Raw genomic sequence first — 19,158 nt, 5'->3', positions numbered from 1 at the left:
CACGGAAGCCATAGAAAAAACAAATTCGTAGTACCATGACGAATATGTTTTGTGCGTAGTTGCACTCTGGAAAGAGATACACATATGAGAGTTACTAAGCGATATGGAATTAGCAGTCCTGTAGAATTTGTAGATGTCGAGATTTCTGGTGACAATGAGGTGTTTCTCGATCCAAGTGCCATTCGTGCGGATCCATCAGTTTTGGGTAGGTCAGCTGAAAAACACCTTGTATCATTTTTCTCGGAAATTATACGTCTCCGACAATCGACATCTGCAGCAAGTTTGGCAGCAGGTCGGGATCCTTCTATCTGCCTTAGGCGAGGTGAACGAAACTCGTCTTGGTCTTAGTAGAGGACACCCGAGAGGGAGTGGCGTTGGCCCTCACTATGCAGATGATATATGGCGTCAACTATCGATGCCTGTTGTTCAGTACGCTGCACTCCACAGACTCGAAGATATTCGGCTGTTTTTCGATGGAATTGGACCAGATCGAATTTCAGATATAACGACAAGGATTATTTATCCAGAATTAGTTCAATTCAATCATTCAATGTTGAATAAGTATCCGGCTTTAAAAACAAAAACACGAAACCAGGATAGAGAAGTTTACAATTCTGGAACAAGGCAGCTTATAACCAAACCATTTCTTCTGATAGATCCTACGACATCGACCATGCGCGAAGATTGCCTTCTGCTGGTCCCTAAAAAATGGGTTTTCTGGCGATCTTTGATGGATTTGACACCGTTCTACAATCGTTTTGCTACTGAGACTATTCAAGATGAAAGGACGACATACACATCAGATAGTAGAAAGCTTGCACCGACTAAACAAAAAATCAAAGACGAATTTCCTGATAAACGGGAACTTAACAACATACAAGCGGTAAAGTATAAGCGACAGGGTCGTGATCTTGTTGAGGAATATCGTTCTGAAGTTCTGAAGGATTTTACGCCAATGACGGATGATGAGTTCAAGAAATATCTGGGTCTCTGACCATGTCAGCATTATAAGGTTGTGAGGGCGGTTCGGCGTCTGTTCTGCCGGTACAGAAGATATAAAGTCCTTTACTCGAATGTTATGGAATTCGGAGAGGGTAATATTTTGGGGCGCCCATTTAACCGTGAAAGGTGTTCATGATGACACTAACTCGAAAACGCTATGACCGTTAGTTCAAGAGTGCTGCCACTCTGATGCTCACCACCCGAGCATCCGCTACGTCGCCAGCAACCAATGGTCCAGCCGCCGCTACCTGGACGTGTTCCGACTCAATGACACTAGAACACAGCGAACTGAAAGCGCACACAGGCCGACAAAAGCCTATTTGCTCAAAAACTCGGGAATTACCCTTATTATGCCTACATTCATGACTTAAACGTCTGGAGATGGTTGTCGAGGATGTACGAGCGGTGGCCATCACAAGCGATGATGTTTCCGCCCTGCGGGCATCGTTCTGTATAGGGCGCAGAACTTCAGTGTTTGACTTCTTGTAGAGGATCATTATATCAAGGCGGATAAAAAAGAAGAATGGGGAACACAATACCGCTATCGGACATCCACCCGTGTAAGCTAGCTGACATACGTACAAAAGCTGGATTATCGATGAGGGAATTGAAATATGGCGGAAGATGAATTGGAGTATGAAGGTCAAGAAGATTTAGACAATGAAGAAATACCTTATTTAACGTATGATGTCATGACATATCCTTCAGATTTGACCTTTCAAGTCTTGCTTGATATGTGGAAACAAGGTGACATATTTATACCTGAGTACCAGCGAAATTATGTATGGAGTCAAAAGCAAGCTTCATTATTAATTGACTCGTTTCTTACAGGGCTGCCAGTTCCACAACTGTTTTTCTACCTCGATAGTAACAATCAGTTCCAAGTTATTGATGGGCAGCAAAGGCTTACCAGTATAATTTATTATCTCGAGGGCTTTTTCGGTGGAGAACGACCCAATGGGAGTCGAAAAGTATTCCGTCTGACTGGACTAAGTGATAAAGCTCCCTGGGCGGGTAAATCTTTCGATGAACTTGATCAGAAGCAACAGCGCAAACTTCGCTCCAGTGTCATTCGTGTAATGAATGTCCAGCAGATTCAGCCCGACAACGATGGCTCCAGTGCCTATTACATCTTCGAACGCTTAAACACTGGGGGCACCCGCTTAAGTAGCCAAGAAATTAGAAACGTTGTGTATCGAGGTCCTTTCAATGAAGGGCTTAAACAACTTAATAGTGATTCGAATTGGCGAGCTTTGTTGGGTAAACCGACACAAGATAGACGACAAAAAGATACTGAGCTAGTACTAAGAGTGTTTGCGCTATCTTTTTATAGAGACCAATACGAAAAACCCTTAACGGAATTCTTGAATAAAGTCATAGAAGAAAACCGAGAAGCAACAATTGAAACTGCGTACCATTTTAAAGTTGCCTTTACGAGAGCGACAGAGCTCGCCTGCAGTAGGTTTGGTTCAAGACCATTTCATCCGCGCGGTCGACTGAACGTTGCGACATTAGATTCGGTGTTATCCGTGCTGATTGGAAATTACGATGAGCTCGATATCGAGCACCTTGCCCAGAATTGGAATAGGCTGAAGCAGGATACGAAGTTTATCGACAGAACAACGACAAATACGACCGACGAGAAAACAGTTCAACTTAGGATTCTTACTGTTCTTAAATATCTCAGTAAGAAACAATATAACGATGATGATCAAGAACATGTATCAGCACGCTGAAACGGTTCTTGGTGGGTTAAAAGTTGCTTATCCTTACATAAGCAGACCCGATCAACAGATTGCCTTTACAGGTATGGTTGTTGTTGCTGCTGTCACCTCTTACGAAATTGAAATACGGCATGCTTTGTTTGAATTTGTCGATTCAAGAGAGGATGAGATATTTAGTGTTTTTGCGCACGAACACTGGAAACGTACGAATGGAAGAATTTCATATGCCGAACTTTCGTCGAAGTATTTAAAATGTTTTGGTGAACAGTATGAACAAAAATTTAAAACTATTAGCCAGCAGAAGAACGATATTTTGGTAAGACAACATAAGATAAATGCAATCAATAGTTATGGGCAAATCCTTAGTAATCGCAACTCGTTCGTTCACAACGGTATGAGTAATTCGATAAACCTTACATTTGATGAGGCTCTAAAAGATTATGAAGAAGGCAAGCATGTAATAGAATGGTTCTCATCGGCAATTTTATAGCCGTTCCTCAAGTTATACCAAGTTTCGCGCACGGCATTCCAGTCCTCGGTCTTTACTGGTTTGACTGACTCTTGGATTTTTTGGCAGTGTCCGTTCATGAGATGATCATCCGACGTGGAAGTCCTTTTGCTTCTTTTCTCCGTTCTCATCCCAGTGGATGCGGACGATATCTGGGTCACCACTTTGGAAATAGTGAATAACGTGAAGTTGCCGGGCTTGACCGGCATGAATTGTTGTAGGCTCATCATCCCCGATCAGCATCATGCTCGGGTTCTCACCCAAGACTTCGAATGTGACGTCCGTGGCATCCTTGTCACCGGAATTCGTGATCTCAATCCAATATCGAGTTGTGTACCTCGCCCTGCCTCTTTTGTCATAGTCTTTGAGTTCTCGTTCTTCATGGGGCTGTGCAGAAAAACTCACTCCATGCGGTCCGGTCGAACCAGGGTCGTGAACAGTGAAGTCGAGCTTGTCAATGTCGAATTCGATCGCTTTCCACACTTCATTTTCCAGTTGCGCAACGTTGGAGAACTCTCCCAGCAGCCCTTGCTGACGGATCTGACGGCGGAATTCCCTCAAACCATCAAGCTGTGCCGTGTCAATATCGCGGGGTAGTGGCGCCGTTGAGAAGTACAGGTGGACGGGTTTGCCTGTGGCGACGGAACGTTCGATCTCTTCGACCGTTCCAGAAACCGAGCCTGGTGTAGGCGAACCGAGACGGCTACCGAACAGCGCGATGACAATGTCGGCGCTATCGACGCCCTGTTCGTTAATCTGTGACTGAGGGTGTTCTCCGAGAAGTGGCACGGAAGCTGTCTCCCAACGCCAAGGAAGAAGAACAATATGTTTCGAGATAGAGTTGGCATCATTCCAGTTATGGAGTGCTCTTTCAACAGCATCTCGCGCTTCGGTGATATCCGAAGGAGAGGCGATCACTACGCGAAGGATGGAAGCAGTAAAACTCATATGCCTAAGCCTACGAACACATACCCACATCCGCAGAACTATTGGCAAACTTCTGCTGTTTTGGACTGGATTTGACCTGTAGACTGAGTGGGAATGAGGCTGTGATCAGCTTCCTGTATAAGAAAAGAAAGATAGTATGCAGGTCGCTCCGGTCTGGGACAATGCTGTGTATGGAGATTGGTGAGCGTTGGGGTTATCGGGCGCATAGCGTTGACTCGTTGGTTGAGGTCGAAGTCCTCAAGATCGGGACGCAGAAACCACCACGGACGCTTGTCCGGTTTATCGATGAACAATTTGAGGGTAGACAGGAGTGGATTCCACCTGCTCGTTTGAAGGTGATCTGGAAAGATGCTGTGGAGTTCGAGGCTCGAGAGGCTCGCTGGGATAGAGTCGATACTCATCCTGGTTTGGAAGGCGCGCCAGTAGAGTTTGCGATCGACGAAGTCTTTAGAACGCTAATTGACGACGAGTTGGCTAGTCCCGCGTATGGCTATACCGGAGTGACTGCTGTAAAGGATGTTGCTGGTCTCGCTGGATATTTGCAAATTGATGAGTCTTTGCTGAGAGATGCTCCCGAATCGTTTGATGACGAAGATGGGTGGATTGTGCCATGGGCGACCACTGAGCTTATCGTGAGAACTGCCTGCACTCTCTACTCTGACAAGATGCTGCATGAGGTCGAAAAACAGGAATCAGAAGTCCAACTGGAATCAACACATGGGCGATGGTACAAGAGTTACTTTCATAAAGACGAAGATATTTTTGTTACACCGGAAGAAGTTGCGTCCAGCGACTTCGAAGAGCCTTATGGTAAACGGTGCCGTGACTTGTTGCGCCAATGGTGTGGTGCCGAGACTGTCGCGCGTCAGGACGAGCTCAAAGCGTTACGGCAAGAGGTAGTGCGGCTGGATGAGCTAGTGACTCATGCGATCCGTGTCCTGCGTACCGCGAAACTCACGACACAGGCTGATGATATTCAACGTCGGTTTGGCGTTCCGATTATGCAAGCTCGCAAATCACGGTAACCAGGTGCGTGGTTCGGGAGGGTTCTCAACACTCCATCCATGAGGCATGTACGCATCCAGTTCTTTTGCTCCTAACTTGCTGCATTCACTCATGGTCAGTTGGGATGTGTCGTTGAGGGGATCGATATGATCTGCATGTTCATTGATCCACGTCGCCCACTCCAGCGCGTGTTCTTGTGCTTGCTCATCGAATTCCTCAACATGATGCCGGATCGCTTGACTATAGGAGCGCAGCCGTGCCGCGTTCTCACATTGCTCAGCTTGCTGCCTCGCACGATCAGCATTGAGCTTGAGTAAATAGGCCTCGCGGGCCTTGGGAATGGCTTCCTCCCATTCCTTCACCTGCTTTGCATGATAGGCTTCAAGTTTCTTTCGTCTATCTTGTGCGGCGTGGCTCCATTCTTCGATGATGTCGAAGAACTCGGGAAGTTTGGAGACGAGAGTCCATCGCTGGCGATCCGCCCACGATCGGGAATTGTAGCCGGGATCGAGCTCCAATTTGAGGCGGCCTGACCAGACTTCCTTGCGCGTCGGGCTGACTCGTTGCCATTCATACTTGCGTTCAGCCATATCCTCATCCGTGTAGACATCGCGTTTCACCCTCTCTTCACTGAGTTTGCAGCGATAGTGATCTTGGCCAACCCTGATGAGAAAGCTCGGATCCGTGTCCACACTCAGCGTCCATCCACGCCGAACGCATTCTTCACTAATGCCTTGTACGAGTGCCAGTGCTCGCGGACGGGTTGTCTCATTAACCATGAGATGCGAAGCGTGCTCAATGAGCGCTTGTATCTCGGGTCGATTGCGATCAGCTTCAGCAGGCACGGGAATCTGGGGCGGCATCTCTGCCTGCGTTGAAGATCGTATGAGTTCAATGGTCAACGGTCCTCGCCTAGTCCCGGTCACTTTCAATCGGCGTTGAGGACCCAAACCTCCTGAAAAACGCAGCTGTCTGACGGCACGAACATAACCGATTCGCTCCGCATCACTTGGTTCGTCGAAACGAAGCACGCCGCCCGCAGACTCAAGACGATCAAGAAGATCATCAACAGGCTTGTACGGTGGCTCGGAGGTAGGGAGGGATGTAGCGAGTTTCGCTTCGGTAGCATCAGGATTTTCGGATGACGGATATGCGCCATGCTCCAAGTAGTAACGTCCTTCATCAGTAAGGCTCGCACGCCAGGACCTACCATGCCCCTGTACGGATAGCAACCCACGTCGATCCAATGCGCGCGCCGTCACCCGATGATCGAACCCATGCTCATACACGCCTTTCGGTCGCCCTTCACCGACCCACCGCAAAACAGCCAGCTGTTTCTCGTTAAGTAGATTCTTTTCGGCCACAATGACCTCTCTTTGAACGCGATCGTTAGCCCGATACTCGTTATTACTTTAGACAAACGGTGGCTCAAACTAACTATGTCCTACATCCTCTTCGCCTAGGAGGGATGAATTCATGTTTGCTGAATATTGAGGAAGCTCATATTTCCCGCTATGTTTTATTGGCCCATGATGTCGACTAAGCTAGCTTTCGCTGTGGTGTTGCGGGTTCTTTTCATAATTGTTCTCTGTTTTGAACAGGCTTGTTTGATTTCTGGGCGTGGCCGTAACGTTCACCGTTTGTCGAGTCTTAGCAGTCTGTCCATCACGCCCGGATTGAGTGGAACTCCCGGTTGCTTGTATTTCAGGAGGTAATCACCATAAATGTTGAGCATGAGTTGTACGGCCGGTGAAGTAACGAAAGTCTGATTGTGCTCTAGTGCGCCAATGGCTTTGCATACTTCCTCTTTGGCGAGGCGCTGCAGTTGACGCTTTGTACCGGCACGCTGCTGTTTGTTGAGGGTGAAGTGAATACTTTTGTCGTCATTTATGTCATGTGTGTGCACGAATGGTCGTTGATCGTCGAATGGCTTATGCGTCTGGCAGGTGAAACGTAGACACACTTCGAGCTCTTGCTGACGCATGCTTGTTTCAATATCCGTAGTGTCGAAGAGCAGGGCACTGGTCATTTCGTCAGTGATCATTGTTGACGCACTGATGAGGATCCATCTCACATGGCTTTCGGCTGATTCACGTATCATCTGAACGACTTCGGGGAACACGGGGAGTTCTCCCTGTCGGCATTTGCGAGGCGGCTTGCCTGGTTTGTTGATGGTGAGGTAGGAGTAGTCACACTGCATGTCAATGTAGACGGCGAGACCGCCATATTCATGTTTCGGCGTCATGCCTCTGCCATACTCGGTAACGGTTTTACGGTAAGAGTCGGCTTTCTGCAGGTGATGTTTCAGAGTAAATTCTAGGTCCTGTATTTGGCTGGATGTATCCGATTCGGAAAGCATTCGCGCATCATCTGTGAGTAGTTCGCTCAGCTTCTTGACGACTCTGGATTCTTGTTTCTCATCATTCCAGTCGATGTGCTTGCCCTCTTGCTGGAGGGTATCTTGGCTGCTTTTGATCCGTTTGAGCTCTGACTGATAGGTTGGCTTTTTATTGGGTCTGCGCGGGTTAGTGTATAAGTGACCGCTCGGATCAGTGTGGAGATGTTCGACACCAATGAGAGTATTCGGTCGAGAAGGCATCTCGAGGATGAAATCGGGACTTTCTTCAGCGGCTACGATCGGGCCGAAGATACGATCCACCATCGCATGTCCGTAGGCACTTGACCTGTCAAGAAGGTTGAGAGCCTGTTGAAAATGGTTTTGCTCAACATCTTTTTTACCAAGTGAACCACTGCGTTGCTGTGTCATGTTCTCATTCTATGGTTCAGCCACACGGACTTGGGGACATTAGATACCTAAGAGACATTGTGGAGTTGCGCGTCTAGAGCGCGAGGCATGATATGGCTTTTAGGGGATTATACAGCTGGCATTTCTGTAGCCTGAAATGGAGGAATTGCTGCTTTAATCCTTAGTGGACTCGCCATCCATTGCTGACTCTGTATGTTCGCGAAATCTGGCAACAGTACTACCTGATTCAGGAATCTAGACAGCGTCGAGAGATATTCTTGACATCGAATCTGTTGGATCTGACCTGTCACTGTCTTCATGTATTTGCCATAACTGTGTAAGCTCGGCATCATCGCTTGCCGGGGCTACTTCTCTATTTCTGTCAACTTGGGTGAAGCGCGGTACTGGGAATGCTGTTCCGGTCAGCACGGCTTGGCCTTTTCCCAATGAGGGAATGGTCATGAGGGAGGAGTGATCGAGCGTCGGCATGGTATTTTCCAGCGACCTTAAATCTCTGTCATTGACCAGTCGATGGATGATGTAGTTATGTATTTGGGAAAGAATGGTTGATGATATGTCAGCTGGGCGCTGTGATGCGATAGTGAGGTAGAAGCCGAATTTTCGGCCTTCTTTGATGATTTCCTCGAAGGAATCCAATCGGTGGTTCTGCCAGTTGTCGCCATCATCACGTTGGATGTCACTAAGTATGTTGTGTGCCTCATCGATAATGAGATGCGATGTTCTGGTGATCGACCCGGTGTCTGACTGTTCCTTTTTTTGTTCGTCATAAATCATGTTCGCGATCAGCATGGGGAGGATGCGCTTGATCTCTTGATTTGCATGGACAAAGGAATAGATCGTCAAAGACTTCCCACTTCGGTACGCGTTCCCCATCTGAGCGGCTGGAACAATGTCAACTACTTTATTCAATGATTCAAGTCTGGTCTTGATCCGTGAAAACATAGGACCCAAATATTGTGGATCGGTGCCATTCCAAGCAGTCGAATACACTCTCTGGTAGCGGAAGAACATGTGCAATTTATCAAGAATGCTCAAGCTTTTATATTTGTTTTGAATAGCAGAGCTTATCCCCTCCCAGCCCAGTCGCTTCTTGCCTTCGTCGCTGATTGTCTGATCTTGGGGGTTGAACCATATACTGGAGCCAGAGGAATCTTGTATTGTTGAGCTGCCGTTAGTGTAGTGTCTCAATTCTCTGAGCTGGGAAAGGCAGTCGGCACCGCAACAGTTTTCTGTGACTTCCACCCAATCACCTAGTGCATCATCATTGGTAGCGTTGCCCGTTAAGATTATCTTTTGCAGCAGTCCCATACAAAGTTTCATGAAGGGCTCTGGTTCCTTCACTTCTTCGAACACGTTCAGAGATCGTCTAATAAAAGGCGCTTGCACTCCTGGTTTCGCTTCGAACAGCATGATAAGTACATCTGGGTTGATGATGTAATCCTCGGAGACTTTGACCTTCTTGGCCATTCCTTTTTGTGATCGCGTGTCCACGTTGTAGCGTTCTATGCGATCCTCAGGGAATCCGAAGATGCCTTCGCTCCGGTATTCGCCGTTGAAATCGATGACGGTGAACCTGCTCTTTTTCAGAATGCCTTCACGATATTTGCTGTGCAGCAGCTTGTAGTAGAGCGCGTGCAGAGTATTTGATTTGCCGCTGCCGGTGTTGCCGAATATGCCGATATGTCCGGCGAAGAACGCGTTGATGGGGATAAGTACTGTGGAGCGTTCGAGCAAGGCTGTGCCGATGGGGATGCTGTCTGTGTTTCGTCCGGTGGCATAGATCGCGGACAGCTCCGCCTGGGTGGTGATGTAGGCTTCGTTGCCTACCATCGGGGCGTATGAGCTGGTGACGATGAATTGATTATCCTCGATCGCTCCAAGCATTTTGACGCTGATGAGACGATTGATGGAGTTCTTGCTGTACCTATTGTCGAATTCGTTGCTTCTGATGGTGTTCTGCTGATCAATGACCTTTTCCGAAGTGATCTTCGCAATGAGTTTGACGTCGTTCTGCCTGACCGTGACGTACGCTCCGAGTCGCGGTCCGTAGAGGATTTGACCGTTGTGGATGATCTCATCGTCATTGATGAGATCATACGTGCCTATCAGTGTCTGGTCTCCGTCAACAGATATGACAACACCAATGACATAGTTCGCCTCGCCCATATCTATTTGCTCCCTATCCCACTGTCTGCTTGTGCCAGTATGGGAAAGCTGTCGGCATTGTTGGGCATGAGCAGTCTTGTCACGGTCTTTAGGTTTAGTCGTATGCTATCCGACTTGTTTTCTGTAGCCTTGGAGTCTGCGTGAGGTGGATCATGCTTTCCAAGATTGATCACACAATTGGCCACGTCTTTAGGTGAGAGAATCAACAGGTTCGGATTCGATATCGTTCCGAGATTGTGCATGATGTCTTCTCTCGCATTGCCAGTGTCCGGTTTAGATGTCTCGTCAGAGTAGGCGAAGATGCACACCTGAAGCCCAGGATTTTGCAAAGCTCTCTGCATCATGCCCTTGATGTGCTTGTCTTGGAAGGAGAAGCCTATGACGAACAGTATCGACTGCGGTTTATCCAATTCAATGTTGAACAACCGAAGCATCTCGAAGAAGTGGCGGCTCTCCATCGTATGCTCCGACTCATTTGCATCAGGCAGAACAAGAAAAGGATTTTCTACGGGCTGGCTGAGCACCTCAATGAGCTCTTGATCTTTGTCTGCTTTGGATTGTCCCCAATTAATGGATCCATGTGGTTTGATGAGTCTAATCGTCGGGGTTTCATGATTGTAATTGTCGAACTGACCCCTGAGTGCCGTGGATCGGTCGTAGTTGAAAGTGTTGATGTAACGCCTAAAGTAGCCGTTCGCGCCGTCGTTGAAAATGACACCATAGTTCTCCTGCATAACTTGGTCCATGGCAGCTTCAATGAAAAGGTCGTAGTTCGTAGTAAAGATGTTCGCGGATCTCGGCACAGCCCTCGAATTGGACATACTGAGAATGGAAATGATCATTGATATGAACCCGACGTATGCCCCTAGAGTGTCCATTTCCTTACCAGCCGAGACCGACCCGGCGGCAAGATCAGAAGAGACTTGGCGTATTTGGTCGATAAGTTCTTTTGGCTTCTGCCCATCTGTCAAGGTTGGTATGGCTGGTTGTGACGCCCCTGCTCCAAGAAGGAAGTTCAGTCGTTTGCTATAACATAGCTTTCGTAGCTGTCGGATATCCAGGTGCGGGGCGGGATACTCACCATCGTTGGATGTATTATTGTCAGACATCTGCCCTTCTCTCGCATGCACGGTTTTAAAACTCCGCAATACGGTTATTTTACGTCGATATCAGATGCTGAAGGTAGAGGCGCAAGTGGGATAAAAGTAGCCAATGTTCGAAGTCGAGAAACGCGCTGCTTCTTTCTTAGCTGCTTGCCAAGTTGCCATTGACCTTCTCGATTCTGGAACTTAGGTGCCATACTTAGACAGCCGAGTGTTCGCAACAGGTCTAACGGTTCTCGTTGACCTGTGTTTTGGGGTTTTAAATATCAGTTAATGCCCGTCTTTCCATCACAGGTTTCTGCCTTTGCGCGTCATAGTCCGGGTATCCCTAAGAATATGCGGAATGGGATTTATAACCTGCGCATTGCTTCGTGTTGTATCCAGCGCTGTTCGTATGCGCGCTGCATTGATCTTTTGCTTTATGGCCGCGTCTTTTGACTCTGGCCCGGGGGGGGGGGGGGGGCTGGCTGTCGGTGATGTGGTAGCGATGGCGGTAGGCGACGATGGTACGTACAACTTTGAGCCATGTTGCCTGCCGTTTTAACTCGGTGGGTTTGGGGCCGAGTTGGGTAGTCCAAGGCTCACGATTTGCGATGGCCTTGTCAGGAGCGTGGCGGCGCATTGCTCGATGAGGGTTTGCCGTTCGGTGAGCACCTGCGCCGCGATCGCTGAGGGGTTGAGCCGGCCCTGAGCCTCTGCTGTGCTATGTCTCCCATGAGCGGCGCAGCGCGTTCATGGACGTAGTCTTCCTTGCATCGGCGGGGCCGACCAACACGTCCACGACTAGACCCGACAATGCGATCGCCGTCAACGCCTTACTATTAGAACAATGACAGCAGATAACAATATGAGCGCAGAGGTGAGCCTACCACGTGATTTTTTGAAATGTGGAAGATTTTTCATGAATTATCGGCCCCATCACTTATGGTAATGGACTCACATCCCCCCACTTTTCCAAAGGAAGACAAATACCGCGCCTGGAATACTTGCTTGCCTGTTACAGGGAAGCCGAAAATTTCTTGAAGAGTGCGTTGATCATTATCATTATGAGTCTGCAGAATTTGAGCTGACTCGTTGAATTTTGCCGCTGTATATGTTTTATCTACAATCCCAGCATCTATCAAATATCGTGCTGTCAAAATTCCAGGATCTTTATAACGCTCGGGATTATCTTGCTGGTCACGGAACAGAGCTTCTATTATTTCACGGAGTCTGCCCCCGAGAAGAGCTCTGAACCGTGCTTGTGCTGCTAGTTCCTGCCCATCGCTGAGCCACCAAAAGCAAACCAGCAGAAAAAGTGCCCCCCGTGGGATTCGAACCCACAACCCACGACTTAAAAGGACGCTGCTCTAACCATTGAGCCAGAGGGGCAACATCTCAACACTACATGTTTGTTTTGGATTTTTCCAGTTCGCGGCAAGCCGGTTCTCAGGGGAAGCATCACTGAAAACCTGTACAGCTCGATGAAGAATCTCAGCATGAAACGTTATCCTTCCGCCCGCTTAGGCAGGTTGTTGAGATGCGTGGAGGGCGGGTGGTGGCAGGGACGGAACTTGTGCGACGGAATCCGTGCCGGGACAATAAACGAGCCTGTGTGCCAAAGCTTCTGCCAAGGCTGTAGAGAGGCATTCCTCCCCGTTGGGCGTTGGCTGGTCCTTGTTCTGCCATCTGCAGATGGCGAAGTGGCGATTGACGTTGATTACCCATACTCGGATTGAAAGAATCATCCCTGCGAGGCGATCTCTTGCCCTTGCAAGTTCGCTGAGGGAGGGAGTTCCGATGAAAGAACCGGCTCAATATGCATCGCCGCACGTACAGAGCATCACAGGCTCATACTGGCGTTCACCCGTTTGCGAGCACTGGATACTGCCATGAAGTGTACCGCCAATCCTCCCGACCTGAGCGAGCCCTTCGCTATCCATGCATCCGGCCTGTGCAAGCAGGTATCGCCTAGGAAGGGGGAGACCTTAACTCTCCTGGACAATGTGGAATTCACCGCCTCCTGGAGAGCCATGACCGGAATTGTAGGGCCATCGGGTAGCGGCAAGTCAACCCTGCTCTACTGTCTGGCAGGTCTCGAACCCGTCAGCTCGGGCCAAGTGGGAGTCCTGGGTCAGTGCATCTCTGCCAAGGGGCCTGCGGCGTCGGCACGGTTCCGCCGTGCGCACCTGGGTTTCGTTTTCCAGTCCTATAATCTGGTGCCTTCGATGAGCGTGGAGGACAACCTCAAACTGCCCTTCATTCTGCGCAAGACTCGCTGGCCGGAGGATCAGGCGTTCAAGCTGCTGGACAGACTGGGCATCAGGGGGCTACTCAAGACCAATGTGACCCTCCTGTCAGGCGGCGAGCAGCAGCGGGTTGCCCTGGCCCGCGCGCTGATTTCGGAACCCGATATCATCTTTGCCGATGAGCCTACCGGTGCCCTTGACCAGGAGACTGGTGATGTGGCCGTCAATGAGCTCGCTGCCTTCGCCGATCGACAGGGCCATGCAGTGATTATGGTCACCCACAGTCCGGAAGTTGCCTCCCGCTGCAACACTCTGGTGCATCTGTGCGACGGTCGCATAGCCGCAGCCGACAAGGTTCCTGTGCCGAAAGCGGGCATCTGATGCGACTGCTTCTGCGAGATTTCAAGGATGCCCCTTTGGCTTGGTCTGGCGTCACCCTCGTGCTGATCGCCTCGCAAACCATGGTCGGCCTGCTTGCCATGATGCTCTCTTCAGCCAAGGCCCTGGGCAATCTCCCCGGTATGGCTGAGCAGGGCCGCACAGCCTACCAAAATTTGATGATTCCCTTCGTGGCTCTTCTCATTGCCGCAGTATCGATTGTTCTGCAAGTCGTTGCGTCGGTGATCAACCAGCGCAGACGTAACCTTGCCCTCCTGTCCCTGCAAGGCGCAACTCCCTGGCAACTGACCTCTCTGACCTGTCTGCGCGTGCTCATTTTGGCGCTCGCGGCTAGTGTGGTCTCGCTGGTGGCTTCTTCTCTGCTGGCCCACCCCCTCTATGCCTGGGAGACTTCCCAGTTCCTGATTGGCAGGCAGCCTTTTATCGCCAGCCACCAGCTGGCTTCCTGGGCAGTAGGAACCTTGTGCGGAATATTGGTGGCCTTGGTCGGCGCGCTGCTGACCATCCGAACCATCAGCCAGATCAGTCCGGTGGAATCCCTGCGAGCTGCAATCATCCCTCCAAAAGCAGCGGGTTTGGTTCGTCGTATCGCTGCTTCCTTGTGTCTGTTGGCAGCGTTGGCGGTCATGTTGATGCCGATTATGCAGGCTAGGACCATCCCTGATGAGCAACTGGTCCGTTTGCACACCGCTGCGCCCATCCTGCCTATCGCCATGGGAAGCACTTTCGGTTTCATGCTCCTGCTGGCCGCAATCTGCTTGGCAGGTCCCTCCCTGCTGGGCACGGTCACCAGCGGCTGGACCAGGCTCGTCGCTCTTCACAACCCCTCATGGCTGATTGCTTGCCGGCAAGCCAGCGTCCGCATGCGCAGTCTCAGTTCCACGGTCATACCGCTGATCGTGGGAGTTTCCCTGCTGATGATGACCGATTCCTTTTATCAGACCAGCGCCGATTCCAGTAGCTTGCTGCCTCCCAACTTGGATGTCAGCAACTCAGATTTCTCCATGCTCATTACCCTTCTGGGCCCCGCACTGGTCGTCACGCTGGCTGGAGTATGCGCAGGATACCTGATTTCAGCCCATGGTCGAAGCCTGGATCTGTCCCTTATCTCGATCGCTGGCGCGGACCCGAACCAACTTGAAATCATGGCCGCTCTTGAAGGGTTCATCATGGCAACCACCGCCGTACTGATATCCTTCACCTCCAGCCTTCTGCCGGTCATGGCCTACGCTGTCGGATTCCGCAAGGTTTTCGGGGCTGCCAGCATCGGCATACCTTGGGCTCACTGGGCGCTGGTCTGCCTGCTTCTGACTTCGGCGGCATCGTTGGCTTCATGGGTCACGGTGCGCAAATCAGCAGATCGTTCCCCTGCCGGTGTGATAGCACAGTACACTGGCGAATGAACCTGGGCATCCTCGGCATACGGCGTGAGGGGGCGCGATGAAGGGCATGGCAACCTACCTATTCGAGTTGTTGAGCAATCAACGCTTGACCAGGTTCGTCATGCCTCTGCTGAGCCTGGTTTATACGCTTCTCTATGTCAGCGTCCCCATGTTTCCTCCAGTCTGGGCCGAGAACATTCCTTTGCCTGTTTGGAAGACGGTCATCGGTCTGATTGGGCTCCTGTCTTCCTGCCTGCTGTACTGGAGCAGACAGCTTCCTCTGCTTATCACGACCATGGAGACCCTGCTATACCTTGGCCTGTCATTTGCCACCTCGGATGATAGCTTCCTGATACCCCTGGTAGGCGCTCTCTATTTCTGCGTCTGTTTATCGCCAGCACCCAGGATTGCGGCAGGCGTGGGTGAGGCAGTTGCGGCCGTCAGTCTGGTCACCGTCAGCATGCATGCCGGGCACATGCTCTTTCTGGAATGGTCGGCCCGGATGGCTGTCATCATGGCGGTCGCGGCCGCTGCCGTAGCTGTCAGGTCCTATCGGATTCGACGCGAGATGCAGCAGCGCGAGGAGCAGGAGCGCATCCGCTCTGAGATGCTTGCCAGGCAAAGGGATCAGGCTATATCACGTGCCCAGGTGGCAGGGGAGTTGCACGACAGCGTGGGCCACGACCTGACCACGATCATCGCCCTGTCCCAGGGATTTGCTGATTCGGTTGAGGTCGAAGAGCTGCAGGAGGTGCTTAAGGACATCAATCAGGTTGCCAGGAACGGATTGGCTGACACTCGACAAGCTGTCAGTACCCTTGTCCAGGAGCCTGAGGCGCTACCTGAAGAGTCCGATGATGATGGGCGCAGCTATGGCTCCAGGCTGCACACGCTCGACGAACTCGACACCGTGATTGCCCATGCCCGCGCGGCTGGTCTGGCTGTCGTGTCTACTAAAACAGGGCATCAGCTGCACGACCCCAGACAGGACAACCTCTGCTTCATCGTCAGCAGGGAGGCAATCACCAACACGCTCCGGCACGCTTCAGACCCGAGCACCATCGTCATCTCCCGCGACTATGGGCAGGACGGCACCCTCCGAATCAGCATCCACGACGATGGGCATGGGGATGAGCATGGGCGAACCTTGGCCGATCGGAAACCGGTCATTCATGATCATCAAGGAGTTGGTCTCAAGCAGATTGGCGAGCAATGCCGACTGATGGGAGGGAGTCTGAGTTGCGGACCGAGCGAGAGCGGGAGATGGACGGTAGAAGCCGTCCTGCCTGGCACCAGCGAGAAAGAGGGCAACGTCCATGATTGACCTGATACTGGTCGATGATCTTGCGATCCTCCGCAAGGGGTTGGTACGCATGATCGAGTCCGACCACGATTTACAGGTCGTCAGACAAGCCTCCAATGGTCAGGAGGCAGTGACCATGCTGCGAGAGATGAAAGCAGCCGCCCAGCAGTTGCCTCGGGTGATCCTGATGGACGTTCGCATGCCGGTAATGGACGGCATCAGTGCCACTGCGGTCATTGCCAAGGAGTTCCCCGACATTCGCACGCTGATCCTGACCACCTATGACGAAGACGATTACGCCTTCACCGGTCTGCACGCAGGTGCCTACGGCTTTCTGCTCAAGGATGTGTCTACCAAAGACCTGCACCGAGCCATTCACGCAGTGGCCGATGGGGACGCAGTGCTTACCCCTCGTATCACAGCAGAGCTCATCAATCGCGACAGAGCCTATGCCCGGCATAAGGTCAGTGATCCGCAGGCCAGACAGCAGCTGGATAAGTTGACCCCCAGAGAGTACGAGATAGCCGGGCTCATCGCTCAAGGGCTATCCAACCAGGAAATAGCTCAGCGCCTCACCCTTGAAATTACCTCCGTCCGGCGCTACGTAAGTCGCATACTCGACAAGACCGGCCTGCGGGACCGCACACAAATTGTCATTACATGGTTTCAGGCCGGGATGTCTGGCTGACGATCCCTGAGCAGTTATTTCTGGCGTCGCGAGGAGAAAAGCAGAAAGAACGATAGACTCCAGTTTCGTGCTTTCGTTGACTGGATGAAGCTGAAGTCAGTGGCTAAAGCCCAGGACTTCAATTTGGGAGAACCTTTGCTGACCCTTTGCTGAATTTTTATTGAAAAGTGTGGTTCTTGCTGTATTGAGTTACAACTATTCAGTTATGCGCATGATGTTCTGGCGGGACTTGTTCGCTTTGGAAACCCCAGTTCCGTTGAATGCTGCTCATGTAAGCTGAAGCACAAAGGGGTGGCCAAGCACTCGGCAGAGGAGGTGGACCATGGGAATCCGTCTGGTGAGGATGGACCAGCCGGGGGCGGTAGACGACGAAGCAATATGGGAATATCTGCAGGCCTGTCGTGCTCGGCCTGAGGATGAAGCGGCTGGTCTCGGCCCCCTGGAGGACTGCCACAGCCTGGATGAGGTTCGTCGGTTTGGTCTGCCGGAGGTGGCTCGTCAGGCGCGCGGCGATGATCTGCCGCCGGGGTTTGTGCCTGCCCTGCAGTTCGCCGCCATGGACCCCAGCGGCAAACTGGTGGGGATGATTCAGCTGAGGCTGCAGCTTACAGAGGCGCTTCTACGCTCGGGCGGCAACATCGGCTATTCAGTTCGTCCGGATTGTCGCCGGCTGGGCTATGCCGGGCTGATGCTGGATGATTGCCTGCGACGGGCGGCCGCTCTTGGCATGAGTAGGGTCCTGATCACCTGCTCCCCGTCGAATCTGGCCAGCCGCCGGACCATCCTTTCGCGTGGCGGGCAACTGGAGAATGTGCTCCTCAGCAGCTTTGGTCAGCCAGTAGAACGATATTGGATTGATTGCAGCTTGAGGTCATTTGTTGGTGGACTAGATCAACTCCTACCTGTAAAACCGAGACAGCAAGAGCAAAGTCGGTTTGATGAGATTTAAGTGGTGGTAAATGGGCTGATGTTGGGTCTTAGGGCAACATAGTTGCGTTACCTAGTGGTGGGGAAGGTCGAAGAGCAACCGCTCAGTACAACTGCCCTGTCGGTAAAACGTACAAGTATAAGGCATGGGTAGATGTTGATTTATTGCACTACGCAGATCCGGCTGCATGAGGCTGGTCGAAAGGAATCTCCGTAATCTGCAAACGCTAGTCGTATGTTATCGAATCCGCTATTCGGCTTCTTTCGCAGCATTGTTAATATCCTGAATGGCGGATTCGATTAAATCTTCTCTTGTGGTTTCCGGAGCGAAAATCTCGTTGATCAGTTCGATCAGACGTGCATTGAATTGTTCCATCTTGTGCTTGGGAACTGCAAGCTGCGTTCTTCCTATGGTTGCGTCATGCAAGTAATCCCTGAGGAATACGGGAACGTTCTCGTATGTGACTTCGTAGTCACTCGTATTTTCCTGTCTGGAAAAGTGGGCAGTTACTCCATGCTGCAAAGTAACCGAGAAGTCTTCAACGCCGTCCTGTTCAATACTGTTCCTGGACAAAATGCACTACCTCCAATATTATTTAAAGATTTATCTTATTGTGCGAAGACCTGAAATGTTGCCTAGAACATTCTACGTCGTCTGGCGGTGGACGCATTCACAGCGACGACAAGAGCCTGAGTATTCATCTGCCAAGTCTACACAATTATTGGGTTCGGTTGTTCGGCATGAGTGTGTAATTGGACGGACTCGTACGCACATTTACTATGCTTGCTGCCTATTTTTTGTTCCACACCAAACGTCTGTTTGGGGATAGCAAACGTAGCTTTGGGGGCAAGGCTCATTCCTGTTTCGCCGGACTGTGGGATATCCGAACCCGATAAGATCTGCTACGGCGGCTCTAGAACCATTCGCCGGCTTTCCATGCGTCGATGATGCCTACACCCCGATAAGCTTCATAGACACAATCAACAGCCTTCTTGAAACTTTGTTTA

Annotated in this window: 16 protein-coding genes and 1 tRNA gene; 9 read left to right on the top strand and 8 right to left on the bottom strand. The window is 50.9% G+C overall.

Features of this window, described 5'->3' with window-relative positions; translation table 11 throughout:
• The first annotated feature begins 133 nt into the window (after positions 1–133).
• From ACNAOV_RS08545 to ACNAOV_RS08535, 3 genes are all read left to right on the top strand, one after another.
• Entirely contained in the window at positions 134–994 is an 861-nt protein-coding gene (locus ACNAOV_RS08545; protein ID WP_416517356.1) for a hypothetical protein, read from the top strand.
• A gap of 622 nt (positions 995–1,616) precedes the next feature.
• A complete protein-coding gene (locus ACNAOV_RS08540) occupies positions 1,617–2,738 on the top strand; it encodes a DUF262 domain-containing protein (RefSeq protein ID WP_416517355.1) in 1,122 nt (373 codons plus the stop codon).
• A complete protein-coding gene (locus ACNAOV_RS08535; RefSeq protein ID WP_416517354.1) occupies positions 2,707–3,216 on the top strand; it encodes a HEPN domain-containing protein in 510 nt (169 codons plus the stop codon). The genes ACNAOV_RS08540 and ACNAOV_RS08535 overlap by 32 nt, the downstream gene beginning before the upstream one ends.
• Before the next feature lie 105 nt (positions 3,217–3,321).
• Here the strand turns inward: ACNAOV_RS08535 and ACNAOV_RS08530 are convergent, their stop codons facing one another.
• Positions 3,322–4,182, bottom strand: coding sequence for a DUF4062 domain-containing protein (locus ACNAOV_RS08530; RefSeq protein ID WP_416517353.1), 861 nt, complete (start codon positions 4,180–4,182; stop codon positions 3,322–3,324).
• A gap of 170 nt (positions 4,183–4,352) precedes the next feature.
• On the opposite strand from ACNAOV_RS08530, the gene ACNAOV_RS08525 reads away from it, so the two are divergent.
• On the top strand, positions 4,353–5,207 hold the full coding sequence (locus ACNAOV_RS08525) for a hypothetical protein (RefSeq protein ID WP_416517352.1): 855 nt from the start codon (positions 4,353–4,355) through the stop codon (positions 5,205–5,207).
• Here ACNAOV_RS08525 and ACNAOV_RS08520 read toward each other — a convergent pair.
• The 6 genes from ACNAOV_RS08520 to ACNAOV_RS08495 all read right to left on the bottom strand — a co-directional run bounded on the left by ACNAOV_RS08520 (position 5,199) and on the right by ACNAOV_RS08495 (position 12,594).
• On the bottom strand, positions 5,199–6,551 hold the full coding sequence (locus ACNAOV_RS08520; protein WP_416517351.1) for a hypothetical protein: 1,353 nt from the start codon (positions 6,549–6,551) through the stop codon (positions 5,199–5,201). The genes ACNAOV_RS08525 and ACNAOV_RS08520 overlap by 9 nt on opposite strands.
• A gap of 269 nt (positions 6,552–6,820) precedes the next feature.
• Entirely contained in the window at positions 6,821–7,954 is a 1,134-nt protein-coding gene (locus ACNAOV_RS08515; RefSeq protein ID WP_416517350.1) for a hypothetical protein, read from the bottom strand.
• 234 nt (positions 7,955–8,188) lie between these two features.
• Positions 8,189–10,120 (bottom strand): ATP-binding protein, encoded by a 1,932-nt coding sequence (locus ACNAOV_RS08510; RefSeq protein WP_416517349.1) that lies wholly within the window; start codon positions 10,118–10,120, stop codon positions 8,189–8,191.
• Positions 10,121–10,122: 2 nt separating this feature from the next.
• Positions 10,123–11,229 carry an SIR2 family protein gene (locus tag ACNAOV_RS08505; protein WP_416517348.1) on the bottom strand — a complete coding sequence of 369 codons (1,107 nt, stop codon included), beginning with the start codon at positions 11,227–11,229 and terminating at the stop codon, positions 10,123–10,125.
• Positions 11,230–12,122: 893 nt separating this feature from the next.
• Positions 12,123–12,548: a hypothetical protein gene (locus tag ACNAOV_RS08500; RefSeq protein ID WP_416517347.1), complete on the bottom strand. Its 426-nt coding sequence runs from the start codon at positions 12,546–12,548 to the stop codon at positions 12,123–12,125.
• Positions 12,522–12,594 (bottom strand) — tRNA-Lys (locus tag ACNAOV_RS08495). Before ACNAOV_RS08495 ends, ACNAOV_RS08500 begins: the two co-directional genes overlap by 27 nt.
• Before the next feature lie 500 nt (positions 12,595–13,094).
• Between ACNAOV_RS08495 and ACNAOV_RS08490 the strand changes: the two genes are divergently transcribed.
• The 5 genes from ACNAOV_RS08490 to ACNAOV_RS08470 all read left to right on the top strand — a co-directional run bounded on the left by ACNAOV_RS08490 (position 13,095) and on the right by ACNAOV_RS08470 (position 18,172).
• Positions 13,095–13,832 carry an ABC transporter ATP-binding protein gene (locus ACNAOV_RS08490; RefSeq protein WP_416517346.1) on the top strand — a complete coding sequence of 246 codons (738 nt, stop codon included), beginning with the start codon at positions 13,095–13,097 and terminating at the stop codon, positions 13,830–13,832.
• A 35-nt stretch (positions 13,833–13,867) separates the two neighbouring features.
• The gene (locus tag ACNAOV_RS08485; protein WP_416517345.1) at positions 13,868–15,253 is read left to right on the top strand and encodes an FtsX-like permease family protein; all 1,386 of its coding nucleotides are present in this window, start codon (positions 13,868–13,870) and stop codon (positions 15,251–15,253) included.
• A 37-nt stretch (positions 15,254–15,290) separates the two neighbouring features.
• A complete protein-coding gene (locus ACNAOV_RS08480) occupies positions 15,291–16,556 on the top strand; it encodes a sensor histidine kinase (RefSeq protein ID WP_416517344.1) in 1,266 nt (421 codons plus the stop codon).
• Complete coding sequence (locus ACNAOV_RS08475; protein ID WP_416517343.1) at positions 16,549–17,223, top strand: response regulator; 675 nt, start codon at positions 16,549–16,551, stop codon at positions 17,221–17,223. The genes ACNAOV_RS08480 and ACNAOV_RS08475 overlap by 8 nt, the downstream gene beginning before the upstream one ends.
• 322 nt (positions 17,224–17,545) lie before the next feature.
• The gene (locus ACNAOV_RS08470; protein WP_416517342.1) at positions 17,546–18,172 is read left to right on the top strand and encodes a GNAT family N-acetyltransferase; all 627 of its coding nucleotides are present in this window, start codon (positions 17,546–17,548) and stop codon (positions 18,170–18,172) included.
• A gap of 228 nt (positions 18,173–18,400) precedes the next feature.
• Here the strand turns inward: ACNAOV_RS08470 and ACNAOV_RS08465 are convergent, their stop codons facing one another.
• Positions 18,401–18,724 (bottom strand): hypothetical protein, encoded by a 324-nt coding sequence (locus ACNAOV_RS08465; protein WP_416517341.1) that lies wholly within the window; start codon positions 18,722–18,724, stop codon positions 18,401–18,403.
• Positions 18,725–19,158 lie beyond the last annotated feature (434 nt).

The sequence above is a fragment of the Bifidobacterium asteroides genome (genome assembly GCF_048001765.1).
GTDB classification, from domain to species: domain Bacteria; phylum Actinomycetota; class Actinomycetes; order Actinomycetales; family Bifidobacteriaceae; genus Bombiscardovia; species Bombiscardovia asteroides_K.
The sequence above is the reverse complement of the archived record's forward strand: the minus strand, read 5'-3'. Positions and strand labels throughout refer to the sequence as shown.